The 21491-nt window shown below is 35.1% G+C and carries 18 protein-coding genes, 1 tRNA gene, 1 other RNA gene and 1 pseudogene; 5 read left to right on the top strand and 16 right to left on the bottom strand.

The window, feature by feature from the left end:
* Positions 1-123 precede the first annotated feature (123 nt).
* Positions 124-585: RNase P RNA component class A (gene rnpB, locus BGO27_02490), an RNA gene on the bottom strand.
* 39 nt (positions 586-624) lie between these two features.
* Positions 625-1800: a hypothetical protein gene (locus BGO27_02495; protein ID OJV15357.1), complete on the bottom strand. Its 1176-nt coding sequence runs from the start codon at positions 1798-1800 to the stop codon at positions 625-627.
* Here BGO27_02495 and BGO27_02500 point away from each other — a divergent pair, their 5' ends adjacent.
* The 5 genes from BGO27_02500 to BGO27_02520 are packed head-to-tail and all read left to right on the top strand — an operon-like array spanning position 1801 to position 5032.
* Positions 1801-2877, top strand: a complete 1077-nt coding sequence (locus BGO27_02500) for a kinase (GenBank protein ID OJV15358.1) — start codon at positions 1801-1803, stop codon at positions 2875-2877.
* 4 nt (positions 2878-2881) lie between these two features.
* Positions 2882-3499, top strand: coding sequence for a phosphoheptose isomerase (locus BGO27_02505; protein OJV15359.1), 618 nt, complete (start codon positions 2882-2884; stop codon positions 3497-3499).
* A complete protein-coding gene (locus tag BGO27_02510) occupies positions 3500-4231 on the top strand; it encodes a hypothetical protein (protein OJV15360.1) in 732 nt (243 codons plus the stop codon).
* Complete coding sequence (locus BGO27_02515) at positions 4209-4739, top strand: hypothetical protein (GenBank protein OJV15361.1); 531 nt, start codon at positions 4209-4211, stop codon at positions 4737-4739. The genes BGO27_02510 and BGO27_02515 overlap by 23 nt, the downstream gene beginning before the upstream one ends.
* Positions 4709-5032: a hypothetical protein gene (locus BGO27_02520; protein OJV15362.1), complete on the top strand. Its 324-nt coding sequence runs from the start codon at positions 4709-4711 to the stop codon at positions 5030-5032. The genes BGO27_02515 and BGO27_02520 overlap by 31 nt, the downstream gene beginning before the upstream one ends.
* Positions 5033-5054: 22 nt before the next feature.
* On the opposite strand, the gene BGO27_02525 is transcribed toward BGO27_02520, so the two are convergent.
* From BGO27_02525 to BGO27_02590, 14 genes and pseudogenes are all read right to left on the bottom strand, one after another.
* Positions 5055-6818: a hypothetical protein gene (locus tag BGO27_02525; protein OJV15363.1), complete on the bottom strand. Its 1764-nt coding sequence runs from the start codon at positions 6816-6818 to the stop codon at positions 5055-5057.
* Positions 6815-8833 carry a hypothetical protein gene (locus BGO27_02530; GenBank protein OJV15364.1) on the bottom strand — a complete coding sequence of 673 codons (2019 nt, stop codon included), beginning with the start codon at positions 8831-8833 and terminating at the stop codon, positions 6815-6817. The genes BGO27_02525 and BGO27_02530 overlap by 4 nt, the downstream gene beginning before the upstream one ends.
* Before the next feature lie 67 nt (positions 8834-8900).
* Entirely contained in the window at positions 8901-9296 is a 396-nt protein-coding gene (locus BGO27_02535) for a hypothetical protein (GenBank protein OJV15365.1), read from the bottom strand.
* A gap of 199 nt (positions 9297-9495) precedes the next feature.
* A complete protein-coding gene (locus tag BGO27_02540) occupies positions 9496-9726 on the bottom strand; it encodes an exodeoxyribonuclease VII small subunit (protein ID OJV15366.1) in 231 nt (76 codons plus the stop codon).
* Between the two features lie 113 nt (positions 9727-9839).
* Positions 9840-14015: a DNA-directed RNA polymerase subunit beta' gene (locus tag BGO27_02545; GenBank protein ID OJV15367.1), complete on the bottom strand. Its 4176-nt coding sequence runs from the start codon at positions 14013-14015 to the stop codon at positions 9840-9842.
* Between the two features lie 16 nt (positions 14016-14031).
* Complete coding sequence (locus BGO27_02550) at positions 14032-18135, bottom strand: DNA-directed RNA polymerase subunit beta (GenBank protein OJV15368.1); 4104 nt, start codon at positions 18133-18135, stop codon at positions 14032-14034.
* Positions 18136-18233: 98 nt separating this feature from the next.
* Positions 18234-18611, bottom strand: a complete 378-nt coding sequence (locus tag BGO27_02555; GenBank protein OJV15369.1) for a 50S ribosomal protein L7/L12 — start codon at positions 18609-18611, stop codon at positions 18234-18236.
* Between the two features lie 74 nt (positions 18612-18685).
* On the bottom strand, positions 18686-19189 hold the full coding sequence (locus tag BGO27_02560) for a 50S ribosomal protein L10 (protein ID OJV15370.1): 504 nt from the start codon (positions 19187-19189) through the stop codon (positions 18686-18688).
* 34 nt (positions 19190-19223) lie between these two features.
* Positions 19224-19880, bottom strand: a complete 657-nt coding sequence (locus BGO27_02565; GenBank protein ID OJV15376.1) for a 50S ribosomal protein L1 — start codon at positions 19878-19880, stop codon at positions 19224-19226.
* Positions 19881-19950: 70 nt separating this feature from the next.
* The gene (locus BGO27_02570) at positions 19951-20382 is read right to left on the bottom strand and encodes a 50S ribosomal protein L11 (protein ID OJV15371.1); all 432 of its coding nucleotides are present in this window, start codon (positions 20380-20382) and stop codon (positions 19951-19953) included.
* 33 nt (positions 20383-20415) lie between these two features.
* Positions 20416-20949, bottom strand: a complete 534-nt coding sequence (locus BGO27_02575) for a transcription termination/antitermination factor NusG (protein OJV15372.1) — start codon at positions 20947-20949, stop codon at positions 20416-20418.
* Between the two features lie 5 nt (positions 20950-20954).
* Positions 20955-21152: a preprotein translocase subunit SecE gene (locus tag BGO27_02580; GenBank protein ID OJV15373.1), complete on the bottom strand. Its 198-nt coding sequence runs from the start codon at positions 21150-21152 to the stop codon at positions 20955-20957.
* An 18-nt stretch (positions 21153-21170) separates the two neighbouring features.
* Positions 21171-21246: transfer RNA gene (locus BGO27_02585), tRNA-Trp, on the bottom strand.
* A 65-nt stretch (positions 21247-21311) separates the two neighbouring features.
* Positions 21312-21491 (bottom strand): annotated as a pseudogene (locus tag BGO27_02590) (hypothetical protein).

The raw sequence follows: 21491 nt of genomic DNA on the forward strand, positions 1-21491 counted from the left end.
ACACAGGAATGACAATATTCAAGGGCAAATTGGTTTATTTTATTATATAACAGGAGATAATTAACGAAAGCTAGTCAACCTAGCTGAGTTAAGAAGCGACGCATTAGATAATAAAATAAACCAATTTGCAGGTAATCTATAAGCCGGATTCTGTCTAGTACGACTATTTATCTAGGCTTTAAATTACTTTAAAACTCTTGCGACCTACCCGAATGTTATATAGTGAAAGCAACTATTGCTAATTAAAGCTTAACATTCCTATTTGGTCTTGCTCCCGATGGGGTTTGCCATGCCGGTTGTATTACTACAAACGCGGTGCGCTCTTACCGCACCATTTCACCCTTACCTTTTGCAAGGCGGTATCTTTCTGTTGCACTTTCCCTAAGGTTGCCCCCGCCGGACGTTATCCGGCATCGTGCTTTCTGGAGTCCGGACTTTCCTCCCGCCCTTTATAGTTTCTTAGGTTCTATTAGATATGCGTCATTTCCTCACTCATGTAGATTTAGCTACATTTCATTCGTTATTCCTGTCTCTAATTATAACCTAATTTACTATAACACAGCCGGCAGCCGTACAATTACCTGCTCGGCTTATTTAGCATTTTTCCCTAAAAATAGCAAGGATTTATAAGGTATGACCCATTTTTTTTGCTTTAACTTCCATATAAGAATCAGTCTCAGAGTTAGTATGCGCTACATGCTTTACAGTAGATTCGACTATAATTCCATATTTTTCAAGATCTTGCGTTTTCTTAGGGTTATTTGTAAGTAAATTAACCTTAGAAATACCAAAGATTTTTAGCATTGCAGCTGCTGGCCACATAATCCTTACGTCATCTGGAAAACCCATTGCAAGGTTTGCATCTACAGTATCTAGTCCATTATTTTGAAGATGGTAGCACCTTAGTTTATTTGAAAGACCAATCCCGCGACCTTCCTGCATTAAATACATTATTATCCCTCCCCCACATTCTGCCATTTTACTTATGGCGCTATGTAGCTGGTCATAACAGTCGCATGTGATAGATGCAAATAAATCGCCAGTATAACAAGCTGAATGTAGCCTTACTAATGGCGTATCTGCTTTTGCGCCATCTCCAATGATAATCGCGTAATGCTCTTTCGATGCAAAATTAGATTTAAACGCAACCATTTCTACAGGAACATCAATATTCCTTAGCTTAAGTGGACTACGTGAAATCTCTCTAAAATTGTTTTGTAAATTCTCATCATCAAAATCAATTAGTAAAGATTCATAATTTCTGTATAAATTTTCATCATCTGCTTCAAACAGTAAAAAGCACGGAACAATCTCAAGGTTACTTGCTAAATAAATAAGGTGATTAAAAAAATTATCATCCGTATTAAAATTTTCTAAGGTAACTGTTTTATATGAGATACCTGATATATCTGTAATCTCATCAAATGATTTATTGTGTATGTCAATTAACAGATTTTCTGAAGTTTCAATTCCTAAATATTTTGCACGATATTTTGATAATACTAAATATTTAGGCTTGTAAAATTCTGAAAGTTTATAAAAATCATTTTCAGTAATTGCGGATAATCCTAGAATTATATAGCTTGATTCTGAATATTTAATATTAATCGGAATACCGTTTGACAAGTCATTTGCTGATTGGTGGAAAAAAATGATTTGGTTAAAAAAGTCTTTGTTCACAAGCCATCCATTTAATTTTGAGTTGTAAAAAAAATTAAAACCACTATTAAAAGTTATTGATTTTTCATTTTTTATGTTCAATATAGGGCTGATAACATAAATTGCAATAAAAGAGCGCATGTGATAATAAGTAAAACACCTTTTAGAGTTTCCTTTTTTGGTGGCGGTACAGATTACCACACATGGTATCAGGAACATGGCGGACAAGTATTATCTACCACTATCGATCACTACTGTTATTTGAATTGCAGATTGCTTCCACCTTTTTTTACGCATAACTCTAGGGTTGTATGGTCGAAAATCGAAGAAGTTATTGAGAATGGTGAAATTGCCCATCCAGTAATCAATGCTGTTTTAAAACTCTTAAATATCGATCTTGGTGTTGAAGTACACCATCAGGGTGATTTACCTGCTCGTTCTGGCATAGGATCAAGTTCAACATTTACAGTGGGGTTTTTAAACTCTATGTATAATGTTTTTGGCTATAGCCCTTCAAAAAAACAATTAGCTGATGAAGCAATATATATTGAACGTCAACACCTTAAAGAAAGTGTAGGTATTCAGGATCAGATTGCTGCAGCTTACGGTGGCTTCAATCACATTAAAATTAACACTGACGGCAGCTATAACGTTATTCCTGTAGATTTATCTGAAGAAAGAAAAGAAGAGCTTAATAGTAATTTATTATTATTCTTTACTGGTGTATCCAGATTTTCTTCAGAAATTGCCTCGAAAAAAATAGATTCAATACCAAATAAATATCAAGAATTATCTACTATGTCACAAATGGTAGACGAAGGAATGAAAATTTTAAATTCAAACACGGATTTAGAACAGTTTGGAAAATTACTACATGAAAGCTGGATACTAAAGCGATCTTTATCAGAATCTGTTAGCACAATTTTTATTGATGAAATCTATGAAACTGCAATGAAACACGGAGCTACAGGCGGCAAAATTTTAGGTGCAGGTGGTGGCGGATTTATCCTGTTTTATGTAAAACCTGAATTTCAGGCAAACGTTATGAAAGCGCTTAAAAATTTATTATATATACCTTTTGGGTTTGATAAAGATGGCGCTCAGGTAATATTTAATCATCATCACAAATACAAACGCTCGGAATTAATTCGTCAGATGAATTTAAATGTAAACCTTAATAACATTAATGATTTATTGCTGGAAACAGCAAGAGGTTAAGCCAATGAACCACGCTCACACCATAAAAGAACAAATTGCGGCAACAAGTTATTTAATTAATCAGGTTGCACAATCTGAAGAAATTATCAATACCGCTTCTCAAATAGCCGATGAAATAATAGCATCTCTTGAAGATGGCGGAAAAATTATTTTTGCAGGAAATGGTGGTAGCGCAGCAGATTCGCAACATTTAGCAGCTGAATTTGTAAGTAAACTTTGTACAGACAGAAACCCGCTTCCTGGTATTGCAATTACAACAGATACATCTGCAATCACAGCTATCGGTAATGACTATGGATATGAGCAGATATTTGCAAGACAACTTCAGGCTATAGGTAAAAGCGGAGACATATTTTTTGCGATTACAACATCAGGAAATTCCAAGAATATTATTGAGGCAATAAAAGTTGCTAAAAAAATGGGTATCAAAGTTATAGGTCTTACTGGAGCAACAGGTGGTGCTATAGCTAATATGTGCGACTACATTATCAAAATTCCATCACCTGATACTGCAAAAGTCCAGGAATGCCATATTATGATTGGTCATATTATTTGTATGATTGTTGAGAATTTTTACTTAGCTAAAGAAAATCATATTGAATTACAATCAGTAGGAGCTTAAATGAAAGCAATAGTTCTGGCTGGTGGAAAAGGAACAAGAATATCACATATTATAGGTGATATTCCAAAGCCGATGATAGAATTTGACAATAAGCCTTTTTTAGAAATACTTTCAGATATTTTCTTTGCTGATGGCATTCAGGAAATAATTTTTTCAATAAGCCATTTGAGCGAAAAAGTAGTTAGCCACTTCCAACAAAAGGAAATTCCAAATGTTACCTTCAATGTTGAAAAAGAACTATTAGGCACTGGTGGAGCTATTTTAAATGCAGTAAATAATTTCGATATTCAGGATAGTTTCATTGCTTGTAATGGCGACAGTTATAACGAATTTAACCTACAAGAAATGGTTCAGTTTCATAAACAAAATAAAAATGATATTACTATACTGGCAAAACACGTGCCAGATAATTCCAGATATGGCACACTAGAAATTGAAGATGGAAAAGTAGTAAAATTTTGTGAAAAAACATCTAACTCAAATGGCGCTATTAATTCAGGTGTTTATATTATAAATCCTAATGTCTTTGCCAAATTTGATTTACCCCAAGTATTTTCATTTGAAACAGATTTTTTAGGTAAGTATACTGATGAGCTTAAGATTGGAGCTTTTGAAAGTAGCGAGTATTTTATTGACTTTGGCATACCTGAAGATTTAGCTTTAGCTTTAATGGAACTGCCAGACATTATTAAAAAACGTAGCTTAGTACATGAAAAAAGCCTTATTTCTTGATCGCGATGGTGTAATTAACATTGATTATGGCTATGTTCATAAGATAGAAAACCTAAAGTTCTTAGATAATATTTTCACTTTAGGAAAATTTGCGATCACAAATGATTTTATTATTATAATAATTACTAATCAGGCAGGTATTGCCAGAGGCTATTATACTGAGGAAGAATTCTTAAATTTTCAAAAAATTATTGAAAATGAATTTGAAAATTATGGTATAAAAATTACGCAAACTTACTATTGCCCTCATCATCCAGAATTTACAAATAAATGTAAATGTCGTAAACCTGAACCTGGTATGATTTTAAAAGCAGCAAGTGATCACAATATAGATTTAGAAACATCAATATTTATAGGCGATAATATAAGCGATATGGTAGCCGCTGAAAAAGCTGGCGTTAAAACACGTATTTTATTACATTCAAAAGACAGCAGTAGTAGTTATTTTGCTGCAAAGGATTTACAAGAGGCTTTAGAATGTTTGCAGAATTTATGCCATATGTCGTAAAGGACAATACTATATTACTCAAAATAAAAGTAAGCCCCGGAGCTTCCAAAAATAAAATTGGTAAAATAGAGAATGATGCAGATAATAAACCTTTTTTAAAAATTTATATATCTACGCCTCCCGTTGATGGCAAGGCAAATAAATATTTAGTCAAATTTTTAGCAGACAATTTAAATATATCGGCATCAAAAATTAAAATTATCTCGGGTCTTACCAGTAAAATTAAAACAATTCAAATTGAAGATATAGCCGAGAACAAAGTAAAAGCTTTTTTAAATGATTCTTTAAATTAAGTATAGTCATCCACAATTATTACTAGTTATTTTCTTGTGGTGGAATATCTAAACAAAGTTTTAGACTACTATCATGCAGAGGCAATGGATAACTTACTATATGCTGTACTGATCGATAACCTGCATTATTAAAATCAGTTACAGTATCAGCTTCACCTTCAATGTTTTTAACAAATGCATCTTGCCAAAATCCAGGAACATCAAAAAGCATAGAACCCGTATCTCGATGCTTAAATACCAGGTATTCTTTTTTGATAATAGTTCTAGGATTATAAGTTTGATATCCCCACAAACATACTTTGGTTGCAGTGCTTGCATCATATTTTCCGTTTTTCATCCCAAGCTTTTTATTTGCTGTATCTAAAGCAATATTTGCAAATTCCCAGCCTAAAATTTTCTTTTTATCACCTACTGCAATTACTTCTTTTCTGCTAGCACCTGGAACTGTTACTAAAATAGATGGATTTTCATAAGAAAAATTACTTGGGCACCCTTTACCAGTAGTACACGCTTCCACTATTGGCAAATCCATATTTGGTCTTTCTACACAGCCTAAAGGATAAGTAATTGAATCTTTTTGTGTATGGAAGCATACATATTTATCATTAGGATTATATCTTACCTGAATAACAACACTTTGAACCTTACCCATTGAAGTTACATAATTTACAGGAACATTACGAGGAAAACTATCCGCAAAATTTATATCTAAAATTATCGAGCTGCTTTCAGAAACCACACCAAAGCGTCTCATTTCAACCTGATTCATACCAGGTGAATTATATTTTGTAGGATGTATATATGGAGTATAAATAATCGACTGAGAGCCTGTTGGTGCTGAACCCTTACCGTTATATACTAAACATTCACTGTCATTTTCATCACGGCACATATTTAACATTAAAGGCATTACACTTGGGCTTGATCCAGCTTTATAGGTAACGCAAGGCAGTCCATAATCACCGATCATCTCACATGCTGGAATAGAGTTATAAGCATTAAAAGGAGTGATTCTAACTGACATTTTAGCAAAACTCGACTTTCTTGCATATGTAAACAGACAAGGATCAGATACTTTAAAAGACTGGTTATTTTCACAAATTTTTTCTATAAAAATAGTCGGTAATGTGTCGTTCTCTGTATAATTATCCTTAAGGTTATATAAAGGTTTATTAGGTATTAGAAAATCAAAATATTTATATTGAAAGTTAGTTAAATTATACGGTTTGGTCTTACCATTCTTCTCCCAGTAAGTAAGAACTTTGGATAAATATTTTAAAGTAGTGCCTCTATCAAAAAAAGACGCAACTTTTGTATTTGGATACATTCCTAAAGACAAATAAAGCTTTTTAAGACCATCATCGTTGAACGTTTGATTAAGGTTAAATGGCTGGTAAAAAACTTTGTGATCGTTCAAATCGACACTATCTGCGAATAACCCTAAATATCTACCACCATCTTTTTCAAAAAGTCGCGCACATATCCGTAAAGGAAACGGAGCAAAATCACAGTCGCCCAAAATATTAAATGTTTTACGGTGATTAAAAGCCATACCAAACATTGTATACCTTACAGGAATTTCTACAAATGGACTAAAATAGCCATATGTCTTGTCCCATGAAGTAACTCCTGCTGGATAATCAATACTCATATTTTTATAAATATCATCGCCAGAATCTACTGTAACATATTGGGCAATATCTTCCCCTTCGCCTGATGAATCTGCCGCAAAAGAAAAGTTAGCACTAATTAATATTATCAAGAATGTAATAATTTTAGTCATCATTTATAAAGCTCTTTATTTTTTATATCTTTTTCATTGCCACTGAGAATATTAATAACATCTTCAAGTCCAGTAATATTGAATTCTAGTATAAGATTATCATTATCTTGTTTAATTAAAAAGTGTTTATATAATAAATTCATACCTTTAATTGTATTGATATCATATGCTGAAAGTAAAGGCTTTAGGTGCGCTCTTGTTGCAATATCTTTATCTGGCAAAAATATTTTAGTCGCAAAACTGTCAAATAGTTCTTTGTTAATTTGTCTGTCTTCTTCGCTATTATAGACTACTAAACTTATTAAGTTTGGATTATCAATTGATATAAAATCCTTTATTACATTTAAGCTATTAGAATCTTTTGTTATTGCTGCATTTATACAGTCAATTATCACTATAACTTTACTATCAAGGTTCTTACTTGATTTATTAATCACTGACCTTAAATCATTTACAAATGATTCATTTATACTAAGCAAATTCATTCTTGCTAGATCTGATATTTCTGTCGATATAAATTCTTCTGAATTAAAATTTTTAGCCATCATAGTATTAGCAAAACCATCTTCAGATTTTGAAGAGAAATATATACATTTAGTATTTAAATGAGATGATTCAGAGGCTAGAAACCTAGCAATAGCAGATTTGTAAGTGCCTTTAGGCCCTATTATGACTGTATTACCCTTGCCTTCTTTATTATGAAAATTAAAGAAATAAGGCGTTCCCTGATTAGTTCTGAATATCGTAACTGGACTTCCCCATAGGCTATTCGTTCTGCCCGCAGGATAATTATTTAGCGATAAAAATCCACCTAATAATGAGAATGGAAGAGGTGATTTTCTTCTGACAAAACTAAAGTTAGCTGGAAGCTGCGACCAAAATAAATCTTCCATAGCAAGGTCTTCCCGATAGAACATAAAGCCATTTTCACTAAGTGCCGCTGTAAAACGCTTAATTTGCTGGTTTAATTTATCCTGAGTAGGTGCGCTAATCATTACAGTTATTTGAGAATCCCCAAAATCCGTATTAGTACCCTTACCCCCTGCCATGATTCTATCTAAACCCATCATTCTTCTAAAATCAGCATCTAAGCTTACATCAAAAATATAGTTTTGATATTTAAACTGTTCTTCAGCTTTATTCTTATTTATAAAACCCATTGTTTGGGTTATTACCATTTGCTCAGGAAGTAATAGCAAGTTGTTTAAATACTTTGTTGCTGTCTCATGGTATTCTTTTATAGAAAACATTGCTCCAAAATACTTACCCTTATTTGACATAATTTCAAATGAATTATTACCAAACGCAGATTTCTGATTAATGAGATATTTAGATAAATCTACAATTGGAACTGTAAGCTCTTCTTGCCTTAAATTTATGATCTTACTAAAAAATTCGACTGGCTGCGATCTGGTACCATTTTCAGTATTAACTATTTTTAGAACTTCAGCACCACAATCCTTTAGATCATCAACTATGGAATCCACAACCTGTTTAAGTGATTGGTGTATTTTTGTGATGTAATTATTATGGATACGAGTTAGCGAATCAAAAGTAAGAGAGTTTAATATATTACTAAAGGTGTTTAGTTTAAATTCCTGCCCTCTTATCACTATCGTAATGTATATTTCATTGATGAACTTATCATTCCAGTAATTTTTTTCTACCCATTGCTTGTGTATGTAGTGCGAAACTTTATTTGCAAATGGCTGCGAAGTATCTATGTTACGTCTGGTTCTTATTGTATGAACCCATATAGCTATATCTGTTGAGTTGATATTTTTAATTAGGGATTTTCTAATAAGCTCACGAATTTCTGAATTATCTTTATCTGTAAGATCTGTAAGACCCGAAACTTTTATAACCTGTAGAATATCGCCATTTTTTGTAATAATAGACTTTGGATCAATATGACAAGCGTATGGAATAAAGTCAGAGGAAGGGATTTCTAAGCGAAACTGATTTTGTTTATTTTGATAATCAACAACCCTATGTTTTAACTTACTAAAAAAACTCACAATTTATGCACCTAAAAAAAATGTGGCAATATTTGAATATTACCACATTTTTATTAAAATCAATAATTTATTGTTGCGAACTACTACTTGCTGGTGCTGGGGTACCTGTACCACAAAATGCAGCTAGACCAGAACCTGATGCGCCACTTAAGAACAATACTAAATAAGGCGCCGCTGGAATTGCTGCAACACCAATTGCAGTTGCAATTGCTACACCCCAAGAAATTTTACCAACGAATAACATAAAGCATAAGAAAATAATAGCTACTGTCGCAATACCTTTACCGATAGGACCTACTAATTTTTCAATAACTTTACATAGAGCCTGACTGATACCATCATCAGCTGTTGCTCCGCCTGCACCTGTATTAGCGTAAGATACACTTACTGTTGCAGATGATAAAGTAAAAATCACAGAAAACATAATTAAAAATGATTTAAAAACTTTGAAGAAATCTTTCATAGTATAACTCCATAAAATGAATATTTAGCTTAGTTACCAATGAGTGAACTGTATAGTAACCAACCCATAAACTTAACTATTTAATTAGATTTTATATGGATTTTTTCAGTTTGTCTAGTCACTTATGCAAAAATTTGTAAAATATATGAAATTTTTAACAATTAAATGATTTTTATATATTTTACAGTAGTTTAGACAATTAATTACTTTCTGCTTCATTAAGCCCTGTAATTTTTTGAATTTTAAGTTTTGCTGTATCTAACTTTTCACTACAGTGCTTTTTAAGCATGTTTGCATATTCAAAATTTTGGATAAGATAATCAAGAGAGTTTTTACCACCTTCTAAGTTTTTTACAATTGCTTCAAGCTCTGTTAAAGCTTGCTCAAAACTCATGTTATTAATTTCATCTGGTGTATATGATTTAGTCATAGCTAACCTCGTTTATATTATTTTGTTTAAAGATATAGAAGTAAAATATTCTTTCAAGAGGTTTAAACAAAAAAAGGCGGGTTACCCCGCCTTTTTTTAAAAGCAATTAAAGCTTACGCTGTTTTAACTTCTTCATCTTCTTTAGCTTTAGCAGCCTTAGATTTATTGATGATTTCAACATCACGCTGAGCTGCAACCTTTTTCACCTGGTTTACATAGAAACCTGTACCCGCAGGTATTAATCTACCCACAATTACGTTCTCTTTGAGTCCGAGTAATTTATCACTCTTACCACAAACAGCAGCTTCTGTAAGAATCCTTGTTGTATCCTGGAACGATGCAGCAGAGATAAATGAACGTGTCTGTAAAGATGCCTTTGTAATACCCTGAAGTACTCTAATAGCTCTAGCAGCTCTATAGCCTTGCTGCTCAGCTTTAGCATTAATTTCATCAAACTCGTCTTTATTCACCTGTTCACCAGCAAGTAAGGTTGTTTCACCACCATCTGTAATCTCAACTTTTTGCATCATTTGACGTAATACAACTTCAATGTGCTTATCATCGATTTTTACACCCTGCAGGCGGTAAACTTGTTGAATTTCGTTCACAACATAACGTGTAAGCGCTTCAACACCCATAATCCTTAAGATATCATGCGGAACTGGATTACCATCCATAAGCATGTCACCTTTACGAACAAAGTCACCCTCAGCTACAGTTACGTGCTTACCTTTTGGAATTAAATATTCAACCGGATCATTGTCATGATCAGCAGGTCTGATTGTGATTCTTCTTTTGCTCTTATAGTCTTTACCAAACTCTACAACACCATCGATATCACTGATGATTGAGTGATCTTTAGGTTTTCTTGCTTCGAAAAGCTCCACAACCCTAGGAAGACCCCCGGTAATATCACGTGTTTTGGTAGATTCTCTTGGAATCCTTGCAATTACGTCACCCGCATGGATATTGCTGTTATCGCTTACGCTAAGAATAGAGTTTACAGGCAAGAAATATCTAGCATCAAGACCATTTGCAAGAGTTAGAATATTTCCTTTATCATCAAGAATATTGATTCTTGGACGTAAGTCTGTACCACGTGACTGTTGTTTCCAGTCAGTAATTACTTTACTTGAGATACCTGTTGATTCATCAACTACTTCTCTCATAGAAACACCTTCTACAAGGTCAGCGAACTGAATCTTACCTGTTTTCTCAGTAATGATTGGCATGGTATATGGATCCCAATCAGCAAGTCTTGTGCCTTTTGTAACTTTTGTATTATCATCAAAGTAAAGTTTAGAACCATAAGGGATTTTAAATCTTGCTTTCTCGTTCTTATTATCGTCGATGAGTAATAATTCACAGTTACGGCTCATTACAATCATTTTGCCCTGACTATCAATTACCACGTTACGGTTAATAAGTTTTAATGTTGCATCATGAGTTGCATCAACGTTAGAGATCTCAATACTCTTTGTCGCAGCACCACCAATGTGGAACGTTCTCATTGTAAGCTGTGTACCCGGCTCACCAATTGACTGAGCAGCGATTACACCAACAGCTTCACCTACGCTTACAAGCGAACCTGTAGCGAGATCACGACCATAACATGTCGCACAAATACCGCTTGCGCTTTCACAAGTAATAGCAGAACGGATTAAGATGCTATCAATACCAGCAGCTTCTACTTTTTCTACTAATCTTTCGTCAAGTAACTGACCAGCTTTTACAATGAGCTCGTTTGTTACGCTATGATGAATATCTCTAGCAGATGTTCTACCGAGAATCGTATCAGCGAGAGTTACAACTACTTCACCACCATCGATAACTGGTTTTGCTTCAATACCTTGTGTTGTACCACAATCCATTTCTGTAACGATACAATCCTGAGATACGTCTACTAACCTTCTTGTAAGGTAACCAGAGTTTGCTGTTTTTAAAGCAGTATCCGCAAGACCTTTACGCGCACCGTGTGAAGAGTTAAAGTACTCAAGTACTGATAATCCTTCTTTAAAGTTAGAGATAATTGGGGTTTCAATAATCTCACCACTTGGTTTTGCCATAAGACCACGCATACCAGCCAGCTGTTTAATCTGAGCTGCAGAACCCCTCGCACCTGAGTGCGCCATCATGTAAATAGAATTTACTTTCTGGAGGTTATTTTTATTAGTGTTATTTTTATCGCCAGCAGAAATTTCTTTCATCATGTCGTCCGCTACTTTATCAGTACAACGTGACCATGCGTCAATTACTTTGTTGAATTTCTCACCACTTGTAATTAAACCTTCTGTATATTGACGATCAAATTCTTTAATTTCACTTAAAGTACTATCAATGTGCTGTGTCTTACTTTGTGGTACAACCATGTCGTCTTTACCGATAGAAATACCAGATTTACAAGCGTGATTGAAACCTAACTGCATAAGTCTATCAGCGAAAATTACTGTATTTTTCTGACCACACTCACGATAGATAGTATCAATTAAATTTGAAATTTCTTTCTTTGTTAAAAGCTTATTTACAACTTCAAATGGAACATAATGATCTTTAGGTAAAAGATCAGCAACCATCATACGACCAGCTGTTGTCTCTACTACTTTAGTCATTACTGTGCCATCAAATGATTTAGCTGTTCTTCTGCACTTAATTTTTGCATGAAGAGTAATTACGCCACTAAAGAGCGCATGCTCAATTTCTGACATTGAAGAGAATACAATTCCCTCACCTGGTTCATTATCCAGTTGCATTGTAACATAGTACAAACCAAGTACGATATCCTGAGATGGTACAATAATAGGCTTACCGTTTGAAGGGGCAAGAATATTATTTGTAGACATCATAAGAACACGTGCCTCAAGCTGCGCTTCTAATGATAATGGTACGTGAACCGCCATCTGATCACCGTCAAAGTCCGCGTTGAACGCAGCACACACTAACGGATGTAATTGAATAGCTTTACCTTCAATAAGTAATGGCTCAAATGCCTGAATACCAAGTCTGTGGAGTGTAGGAGCACGGTTAAGTAACACTGGGTGTTCCCTAATTACTTCTTCTAAGATATCCCATACTTCTGGCTTCTCAGCTTCTACCATTCTTTTAGCGCTTTTAAGCGTATTTGTAATACCATAAAGCTCAAGTTTAGAATAAATAAATGGTTTGAATAATTCTAAAGCCATTTTCTTTGGAAGACCGCACTGGTGTAACTTAAGTGTAGGACCTACTACGATTACCGAACGACCAGAATAGTCCACACGCTTACCAAGTAAGTTCTGACGGAAACGACCTTGTTTACCTTTTAACATGTCACTAAGTGACTTAAATGGTCTTTTGTCAGCTTTCTTAATTACTTTACCGCGGCGACCATTATCAAATAATGCGTCCACTGATTCCTGGAGCATTCTTTTTTCGTTACGTACGATAATGTCAGGCGCTCTTAAATCTAAAAGTCTTCTTAAACGGTTATTTCTGTTAATAACTCTTCTGTAAAGTTCGTTAAGATCACTTGTTGCAAAACGTCCACCGTCTAACATTACAAGCGGTCTTAATTCTGGTGGCATTACTGGAACAGCATCCAGAATCATCCACTCAGGCTTGTTATTTGATTCAATGAAATCTTCAACTAACTTTAAGCGCTTTACAATTTTCTTTTTTCTAATTTCAGAAGAAGTTTCTGTAAGCTCAATTCTAAGCTCTGCCCTTATTGCTTCTAAATCAAAATCCTGAAGCATTTTTTTAACAGCTTCAGCACCGATCATTGCAGTAAAAGCATCTTCACCGAAATCATCCTGAGCTTTAATATATTGATCTTCTGTAAGTAAATCTTTCGCAGCAAATGGAGAAAGACCAGGATCAACTACGATATATGATTCAAAATAAAGAACTTTTTCCAAATCCTTAAGTGCGATATCTAAAAGCACACTTATTCTAGATGGAAGGGACTTTAAAAACCAAATATGTGCAACTGGTGTAGCAAGCTCAATATGACCCATTCTGTCACGTCTAACTTTAGAAGTTGTTACTTCCACACCACATTTCTCACACACAAGTCCGCGATATTTCATACGCTTATATTTACCGCAAAGACATTCATAATCTTTTACAGGTCCAAAAATACGCGCACAGAATAAACCGTCTCTTTCTGGTTTGAAAGTACGATAGTTAATGGTCTCAGGTTTTTTTACCTCACCATAAGACCATGATCTAATTGCTTCAGGGCTAGCTAAAGAAATTTTGATAAAATCAAAATTATCAACAGCTGACTGGCCGAACATATTAAAATTGCTCATCTAAAACCCCTTCCTATTAATTCTCAATTTTAATTTCATTTTCAAGCTCAACGTTGAGGCAGAGAGATCTTAACTCTTTTACCATAACGTTAAATGACTCTGGAATACCACATTCGAAGTTTTGATCACCCCTAATGATAGATTCGTAAATTTTAATCCTTCCTGTTACGTCATCCGACTTAACTGTAAGCATTTCTTGTAGTGTATATGCAGCACCGTAAGCTTGTAATGCCCAGCATTCCATCTCACCGAATCTTTGACCACCAAAGTGGGACTTACCACCAAGAGGCTGCTGCGTTACTAAGCTGTAAGGACCAATAGATCTTGCGTGAATCTTATCATCTACAAGGTGGTGTAACTTAAGCATATACATGTAACCGACTGTAACTTTACGGTTAAACATATCACCAGTTCTACCATCAAATAAGCTTACCTGACCGCTTGTTGCAAGACCAGCAAGATCTAGCATTCTATTAACGTCTTTTTCTTTAGCACCATCGAATACAGGAGTTGCAAAATATACGCCGCGCTTCATTCTTGCAGCATAATCAATAAGCTCATCTTCAGATAAATTATCTATGAATTTAGAACTATTTTGCTCTTCATAAATTCCTTTAAGTAAATCACGTAATGAATCAATCTTCTCTGTTTTGTACCTAATATTATCAATCGTATTCGATATTTTCTTACCGATACCAGCAGAAGCCCAACCTAAGTGAGTCTCTAAAATCTGACCAATATTCATTCGCGAAGGTACACCGAGTGGGTTTAACACCATGTCAACAACAGTACCATCTTCCATGTACGGCATGTCTTCTTGTGGTAACACCCTTGATACAACACCCTTGTTTCCGTGACGACCAGCCATTTTATCACCAGGCTGTAATTTATGTTTCATCGCGATATAAACTTTTACGACTTTTAAAGCACCTTGTGGTAACTCATCGCCAGCTTGTACTTTTTCTACTTTAGAAGCAAAACGCTTGTTAAGTTTGTCTGATAATTCATCATATTGTTTTTTGAGAATATCAAACTGATTCATAACGTCCTGATTTGCTACTGTAAACTGCCATAACTGACCTTTAGAGTAGTTATCAAAAGTTTCTTCAGTAATTGTATCACCTGGTCTTGCACCTTTTGGTCCAGAAACAATTTCCTGGTTTAAAAGTACTTCACGTAATCTTCCATATACATAATTATCAAGAATTGCCATTTCGTCATCACGATCTTTAGATAATCTATCGATTTCCTGACGCTCTATAGCAAGTGATCTTTCATCTTTCTCAACACCACGGCGAGATAATACTTTTACAGATACGATTGTACCAGTTACCCCAGGCGGAACATGAAGTGACGAATCTCTTACGTCAGCTGCTTTTTCACCAAAGATTGCGCGAAGTAATTTTTCTTCTGGAGTCATTGGCGATTCACTCTTAGGAGTTACTTTACCAACTAAAATGTCACCAGCTTTTACTTCAGCACCGATGTGTACAATACCTGTTTCATCTAAATGTCTTAATGATTCTTCACTTACGTTTGGAATATCACGTGTTACTTCTTCAGGACCTAATCTGGTATCCCTTGCAACAACTTCAAATTCCTCGATATGAATTGATGTGAAAATATCATCTTTTACAATACGTTCTGAAATAAGGATTGAATCCTCAAAGTTATAACCATTCCACGGCATGAACGCTACCAGAACGTTACGACCTAACGCAAGCTCACCGTTTGCTGTACTTGGACCGTCGGCAATAACCTGTCCTTTTTCTACGTAATTACCAACTTTTACAAGTGGCTTTTGTGTAATACATGTATTGTAGTTTGAACGCTGATATTTAAGTAAGTTATAAATATCCACACCAGGAGATTCTTCAGAATCGCCTGCTTCAGATCTGATAACGATACGAGTAGAGTCAACCTGATCAACATAACCGCTTCTTTTCGCAATTACTGTTACACCAGAATCCTGAGCTACTAAGCCTTCGATACCTGTACCTACGAATGGAGCATCTGTATAAATAAGTGGAACCGCTTGACGTTGCATGTTCGATCCCATAAGAGCACGGTTCGCATCATCGTTCTCTAAGAATGGAATAAGCGATGCCGCAACAGATACTAATTGCATTGGTGTTACGTCAATGAAGTCAATCTTGTCTGGAGTAGACATGATAAAGTCACCATTTTTACGACAAGATACTAATGACTGAGCAAACCTTTTTTCATTATCAAGCTCTGCGTTTGCCTGAGCAATTGTATATTTTACTTCTTCAATTGCAGACAAGTAAACAACATGGTCCGTTACCTTACCATCTATAATTTTACGGTATGGACTTTCGATAAAACCAAGTGAGTTAATTCTTGCAAATGTAGAAAGTGAGTTAATAAGACCAATGTTTTGACCTTCTGGTGTTTCAATCGGACAAATACGACCGTAGTGAGTGTGGTGTACGTCACGCACCTCAAAGCCTGCTCTGTCTCTTGTTAAACCGCCGGGACCTAATGCAGAAAGTCTTCTTTTATGTGTTACTTCTGATAAAGGATTTGTTTGATCCATAAACTGAGAAAGTTGGGAAGAACCAAAGAATTCTCTAACAACGTTTCCAAGTAATTTTGAATTAATAAGATCATGTGGCATTACAGTATCAACGTCTACGCTAGACATTCTTTCCACTACTGTTCTTTCCATTCTCACAATACCAATTCTGAACTGGTTTTCCATGAGTTCACCAACAGATCTTACCCTTCTGTTACCTAAGTGATCGATATCGTCAATTTCACCGAAGCCATCTTTTACTTTTACAAGCATTTTTAATGCTTCAACGATATCTTCTTTTGTAAGTGTTCTAACTGTTTCTTCTGTGTTTAAGTCTAGTCTTGCATTGATTTTCACACGACCTACTGTAGATAAATCATAACGATCACCATTAAAGAATAAATTCTCAAATGTAGATTTTGCAGCATCAACAGTCGCAGGCTCACCTGGACGAAGTACTCTGAATATATCAATTAATGAATCTTCTATAGTTACGTTTTTATCAATGAAAAGAGTATTACGAATGTAAGGACCTGTTGTAATATTATCAATATTAAGTACGCCAAGTTCTTTGATACCCATTGTAACTAAAGCATCAACGGTATTCTCGCCTAATTCGTAACCTGCTTCAAAGAAAATTTCACCTGTGTTTTTATCAGCAACTTCTTCTGCTAAATAAAGACCGATTAAATCTTCGTTATCAACGAAATAATTTTTAAGTCCGTCTTCAACTAATTTTTTTGCCATTCTTGGGGTAATTTTGCTTCCAGCTTCTAGAAGCACCTTACCTGAATCGGCATCTACTAAATCTTTAATAAGTTTAGTACCCTTCATTTTTTCAGGTACAAACTCTGTTATCCATCTTTTTCCACTTCTTTTGTATACTACTTTTGAGTAGAAAAGATCTAAAATTTCTTTTGTATTATAACCCAAAGCTCTAAGTAATGTAGAAACATAAAGCTTTCTTTTTCTGTCAATACGGAAGTACATTAAGTCTTTCGCATCGAATTCTACATCGAGCCATGAACCTCTGTATGGTATAAATCTTGTAGCATATAAATATTTACCTGAAGCATGTGTCTTACCACCATCGTGGTCAAAGAACACACCAGGTGATCTATGCATTTGTGATACGATTACTCTTTCAGTACCATTTATGATAAACGTACCATTTTCTGTCATGAGTGGAATATCACCCATGTAAACTTCTTGTTCTTTAATACCTTTAATTTCGCGTGAAGCTGTATCTTCATCAACATGCCAAACTATTAAACGTAAAACTACTTTAAGAGCCGCAGAATAAGTAATACCTCTCTGACGACATTCTTCAACATCATACTTAGGATTTTCTAATCTATATTCTACGAATTCTATAGTTGCTGTGTTATTAGCGTCGCTAATAGGAAAAGTTGAACTTAAAACTTCTTGCAAGCCAACGTTTTTTCTTTCTTGTGGTAATTTTTCAGACTGTAAAAAATCATCATATGAATTAATTTGAACTTGAATTAAGTTTGGTATTTGCGTTACTGCTTCAATCTTACTGAATGATTTTCTAACTATTGGAGATGTTGAATTGAACTTCATCGAGTCTAACCCCGTGGGAATTAAAGTTAGTTACTTATAAAAAAAATGCGTAAAGGGCGCTTAGTTAAACGCCCTTCACAATTTAAGCTAAATAATAATTATTTAACTTCAACTTTAGCACCTGCTGCTTCAAGTTGTTGTTTAATTTTTTGCGCTTCGTCTTTAGAAACACTTTCTTTAACAACTTTTGGAGCACCATCAACTAAGTCTTTAGCTTCTTTTAAACCAAGAGCAGGAACAATTGCTCTGATTTCTTTAATTACGTTGATTTTGTTAGCACCGCCATCAACTAATGTTACTGTAAACTCTGTTTGTTCAGCAGCAGCTTCACCACCACCCGCAGCAGGCATAGCAGCCATAGCAACAGGAGCAGCAGCAGAAACGCCCCACTTTTCTTCAAGCATTTTTGAAAGCTCTGCAGCTTCCATAACTGTTAATGCAGAGAGTTCGTCAACGATTTTATCAAGTTTAGACATTTTTATCCTCAAACTATTTTAATTAATAAACAATTACCTATCACAATGATAATTACTTTGCAAGCATTATATCATTATTTAGTTGCATAGGCATTAACAACCCTAGCAATCTGACTTGGAACGGCATTAAGAACACCAGCAATTTTTGTTGCAGGTGCGTTAATTGTACCAATAATTTTTGCACGAAGCTCATCGAGCGAAGGCAGAGTAGCAAGAACTTTAACACCTTGAGCGTTAAGAGCCTTACCATTTAATGCACCACCAACAATCTTAAGTGCTTCGTTGCTTTTCGCAAACTCGCTGATTGCTTTAACAAAAGCAGGATCGTTTGAATAAGCTATAGCTATTGGACCTGTTAAAAATTGCTCTAGACAATCAAATTCTGTGTCCTTAATTGCTATTTTTACTAGCTTATTTTTTGCGATTTTCATGTGTCCCGAAGAAGCACGAATTTTTCTTCTGAGCTCAGTTATTGCAGCAACGGTCAAGCCATGATAATGAAATACAATAGCAATTGAATTTGCACTTAATGTATCATTAAGATTTGACACTAACTGGATTTTTTGATTTTTACGCACTTTATCTCTCCAAATGCATAATTGACACAATCATCTACTCTAAAACCGAACTAATTTCAAGTTTTATCGCAGGACCCATAGTCGTTGTAATAAACAATGACTTAAGATAAGTACCTTTAGCTCCACTTGGTCTAGCTTTAACTAATGCACCTACAAAGACTTTAACGTTATCAGCAATCTTGTTTGTATCAAAACTAGCTTTAGCAACGCCCGCATGGACGATACCAGCTTTTTCAGCTCTGAATTCTACTTGACCAGCTTTTACGTTTTTAACAGCCTGTGCAACATCCATTGTTACAGTACCAAGTTTTGGATTTGGCATCATACCTCTTGGACCAAGAACTTTAGCAACCTTACCGATTGCAGCCATCATGTCTGGTGTCGCAATACATCTGTCGAAGTTTACTTCACCAGCAGCTACTTTATCAATAAGCTCATCAGAACCTACAACATCCGCGCCAGCAGCTTTAGCTTCTTCAGCTTTAGCACCTCTTGCGAATACTGCAACTTTTAAAGTTTTACCTGTTCCGTGCGGTAATGATACTACACCACGTACGTTTTGATCAGAATGTCTTGTATCAACACCTAAATTGGCAACGATATCAACAGACTCATCAAATTTAGCTTTTGGTAAATCTTGAATTAAGCTTATTGCATCTGAAAGGCTATAAAATCTAGCACTATCAACCATTGCAAGTTTTGCAGCATAATTCTTAGGAAGTTTTTGTGTTTTAGTCTGGTTTTTATTTGCTTTCATAAACTTACTCCACAACCTCAATGCCCATAGATTTAGCAGAACCAGCAATCATGCTAGCTGCAGCTTCTTCATCATTGGCATTCATGTCTTTCATTTTTTTCTTCGCGATTTCTAGAATTTGCGCTTTTGTAATTTTACCTACTGTTGCGCCCTTGCCTGTGGTTTGTGAACCTTTGGCAACGTTTGCAGCTTTTTTTACGAAGAAAGAAACCGGAGGCTCTTTAGTTTCAAAAGCGAAAGTTTTATCACTAAAAACTGTAATAACTACAGGAATTGGCGTACCAGGTTCTGTAGATTGAGTTTTAGCGTTAAATTGCTTACAGAATTCCATAATATTCAAACCCCTTTGACCAAGAGCTGGACCAATTGGCGGAGATGGGTTTGCTTTACCTGCAGGAACTTGCAATTTAATATAACCAGTAATTTTTTTGGCCATACTTTTTTTCCTCTGTTTCTATAAATAACAAATTTAAGATTTTGAAACTTGTCCAAAATCTAAGTCAATAACGGTAGCTCTACCGAAAATCGAAACGGCCACTTTGAGCCTTGATTTTACAGCATCTACCTCTTCTACAACCCCAACAAACGACTCGAATGGACCATCAATAATTCTTACTGAATTACCCACTTCGTAGTTATCAGAAAATTTAGGCGCAAGAGCGGCCTGCTCAATGTGCTCGAAGATTTTCTTTACTTCTCTTTCTGATATAGGCTGAGGCTTATTGTTAGCACCTAAGAAATTAGTTACCTTAGGAATATTTCTAATCATATGCCATGTATCATCATTCATGACCATTTTAGCTAGCACATAACCAGGAAATATCTTTTTCTCAGCATTAACTTTCTTGCCTCTTTTAACCTCAACCACACCTTCTGTTGGAACGAGAACTTCTTCAATAAGATGGTCTACACCTAAAGCTTTAGCTTTCTCTAAAATAGATTGAGCTACTTTTTTCTCCTGACCTGATAGACTATATAAAACATACCATCTTGCGTCTGACATTATTTTTATCTCCCAAAACTCAATATGTATTGAACTATTTTCATAATTGCCGAGTCAACAAACAAAAAGAAAAGAGAAAACACTACTACTGCGGCTACTATAACACCACATGTAATTAAAGTCTCTTTTCTCGCAGGAAAACTTATTTTCTTTGCTTCTTGTTTAACTTGTCTAACAAAATCAGTAACTTTAATGCTACTCATAAAACCATCTTACTTATTTGGCAGGAGCGAGAGGAATCGAACCCCCAACCGCTGGTTTTGGAGACCAGTGCTCTACCAATTGAGCTACACTCCTATAAACCCTGCTTATTAAAACAAGCGGCCAAAGTATTTCTACTCGGGCCGCTGATAAATTTTGTACTACTGTACGATTTTTGCCACTACACCGGCACCTACAGTTCTACCGCCTTCACGGATAGCGAAGCGTAAGCCTTCATCCATAGCGATAGGAGCTATAAGTTCCACTGTAATCTTAACGTTATCACCAGGCATAATCATTTCCTTACCAGCTGGTAAGAATACCTGACCTGTTACGTCTGT

It is taken from the genome of Alphaproteobacteria bacterium 33-17, assembly GCA_001897445.1.
Classification (GTDB): Bacteria; Pseudomonadota; Alphaproteobacteria; order Rickettsiales; family 33-17; genus 33-17.

Excerpts from the sequence above, each read along its gene's own strand:
- BGO27_02540 (OJV15366.1), bottom strand. The coding sequence starts at position 9,726 with ATGACTAAATCATATACACCAGATGAAATTAATAACATGAGTTTTGAG.
- BGO27_02580 (OJV15373.1), bottom strand. The coding sequence starts at position 21,152 with ATGAGTAGCATTAAAGTTACTGATTTTGTTAGACAAGTTAAACAAGAA.
- BGO27_02545 (OJV15367.1), bottom strand. The coding sequence starts at position 14,015 with ATGAGCAATTTTAATATGTTCGGCCAGTCAGCTGTTGATAATTTTGAT.
- BGO27_02555 (OJV15369.1), bottom strand. The coding sequence starts at position 18,611 with ATGTCTAAACTTGATAAAATCGTTGACGAACTCTCTGCATTAACAGTT.
- BGO27_02515 (OJV15361.1), top strand. The coding sequence starts at position 4,209 with ATGAAAAAAGCCTTATTTCTTGATCGCGATGGTGTAATTAACATTGAT.
- BGO27_02570 (OJV15371.1), bottom strand. The coding sequence starts at position 20,382 with ATGGCCAAAAAAATTACTGGTTATATTAAATTGCAAGTTCCTGCAGGT.
- BGO27_02525 (OJV15363.1), bottom strand. The coding sequence starts at position 6,818 with ATGATGACTAAAATTATTACATTCTTGATAATATTAATTAGTGCTAAC.
- BGO27_02575 (OJV15372.1), bottom strand. The coding sequence starts at position 20,949 with ATGTCAGACGCAAGATGGTATGTTTTATATAGTCTATCAGGTCAGGAG.
- BGO27_02495 (OJV15357.1), bottom strand. The coding sequence starts at position 1,800 with ATGCGCTCTTTTATTGCAATTTATGTTATCAGCCCTATATTGAACATA.
- BGO27_02565 (OJV15376.1), bottom strand. The coding sequence starts at position 19,880 with ATGGTTGATAGTGCTAGATTTTATAGCCTTTCAGATGCAATAAGCTTA.
- BGO27_02510 (OJV15360.1), top strand. The coding sequence starts at position 3,500 with ATGAAAGCAATAGTTCTGGCTGGTGGAAAAGGAACAAGAATATCACAT.
- BGO27_02535 (OJV15365.1), bottom strand. The coding sequence starts at position 9,296 with ATGAAAGATTTCTTCAAAGTTTTTAAATCATTTTTAATTATGTTTTCT.
- BGO27_02550 (OJV15368.1), bottom strand. The coding sequence starts at position 18,135 with ATGAAGTTCAATTCAACATCTCCAATAGTTAGAAAATCATTCAGTAAG.
- BGO27_02505 (OJV15359.1), top strand. The coding sequence starts at position 2,882 with ATGAACCACGCTCACACCATAAAAGAACAAATTGCGGCAACAAGTTAT.
- BGO27_02520 (OJV15362.1), top strand. The coding sequence starts at position 4,709 with ATGTTTGCAGAATTTATGCCATATGTCGTAAAGGACAATACTATATTA.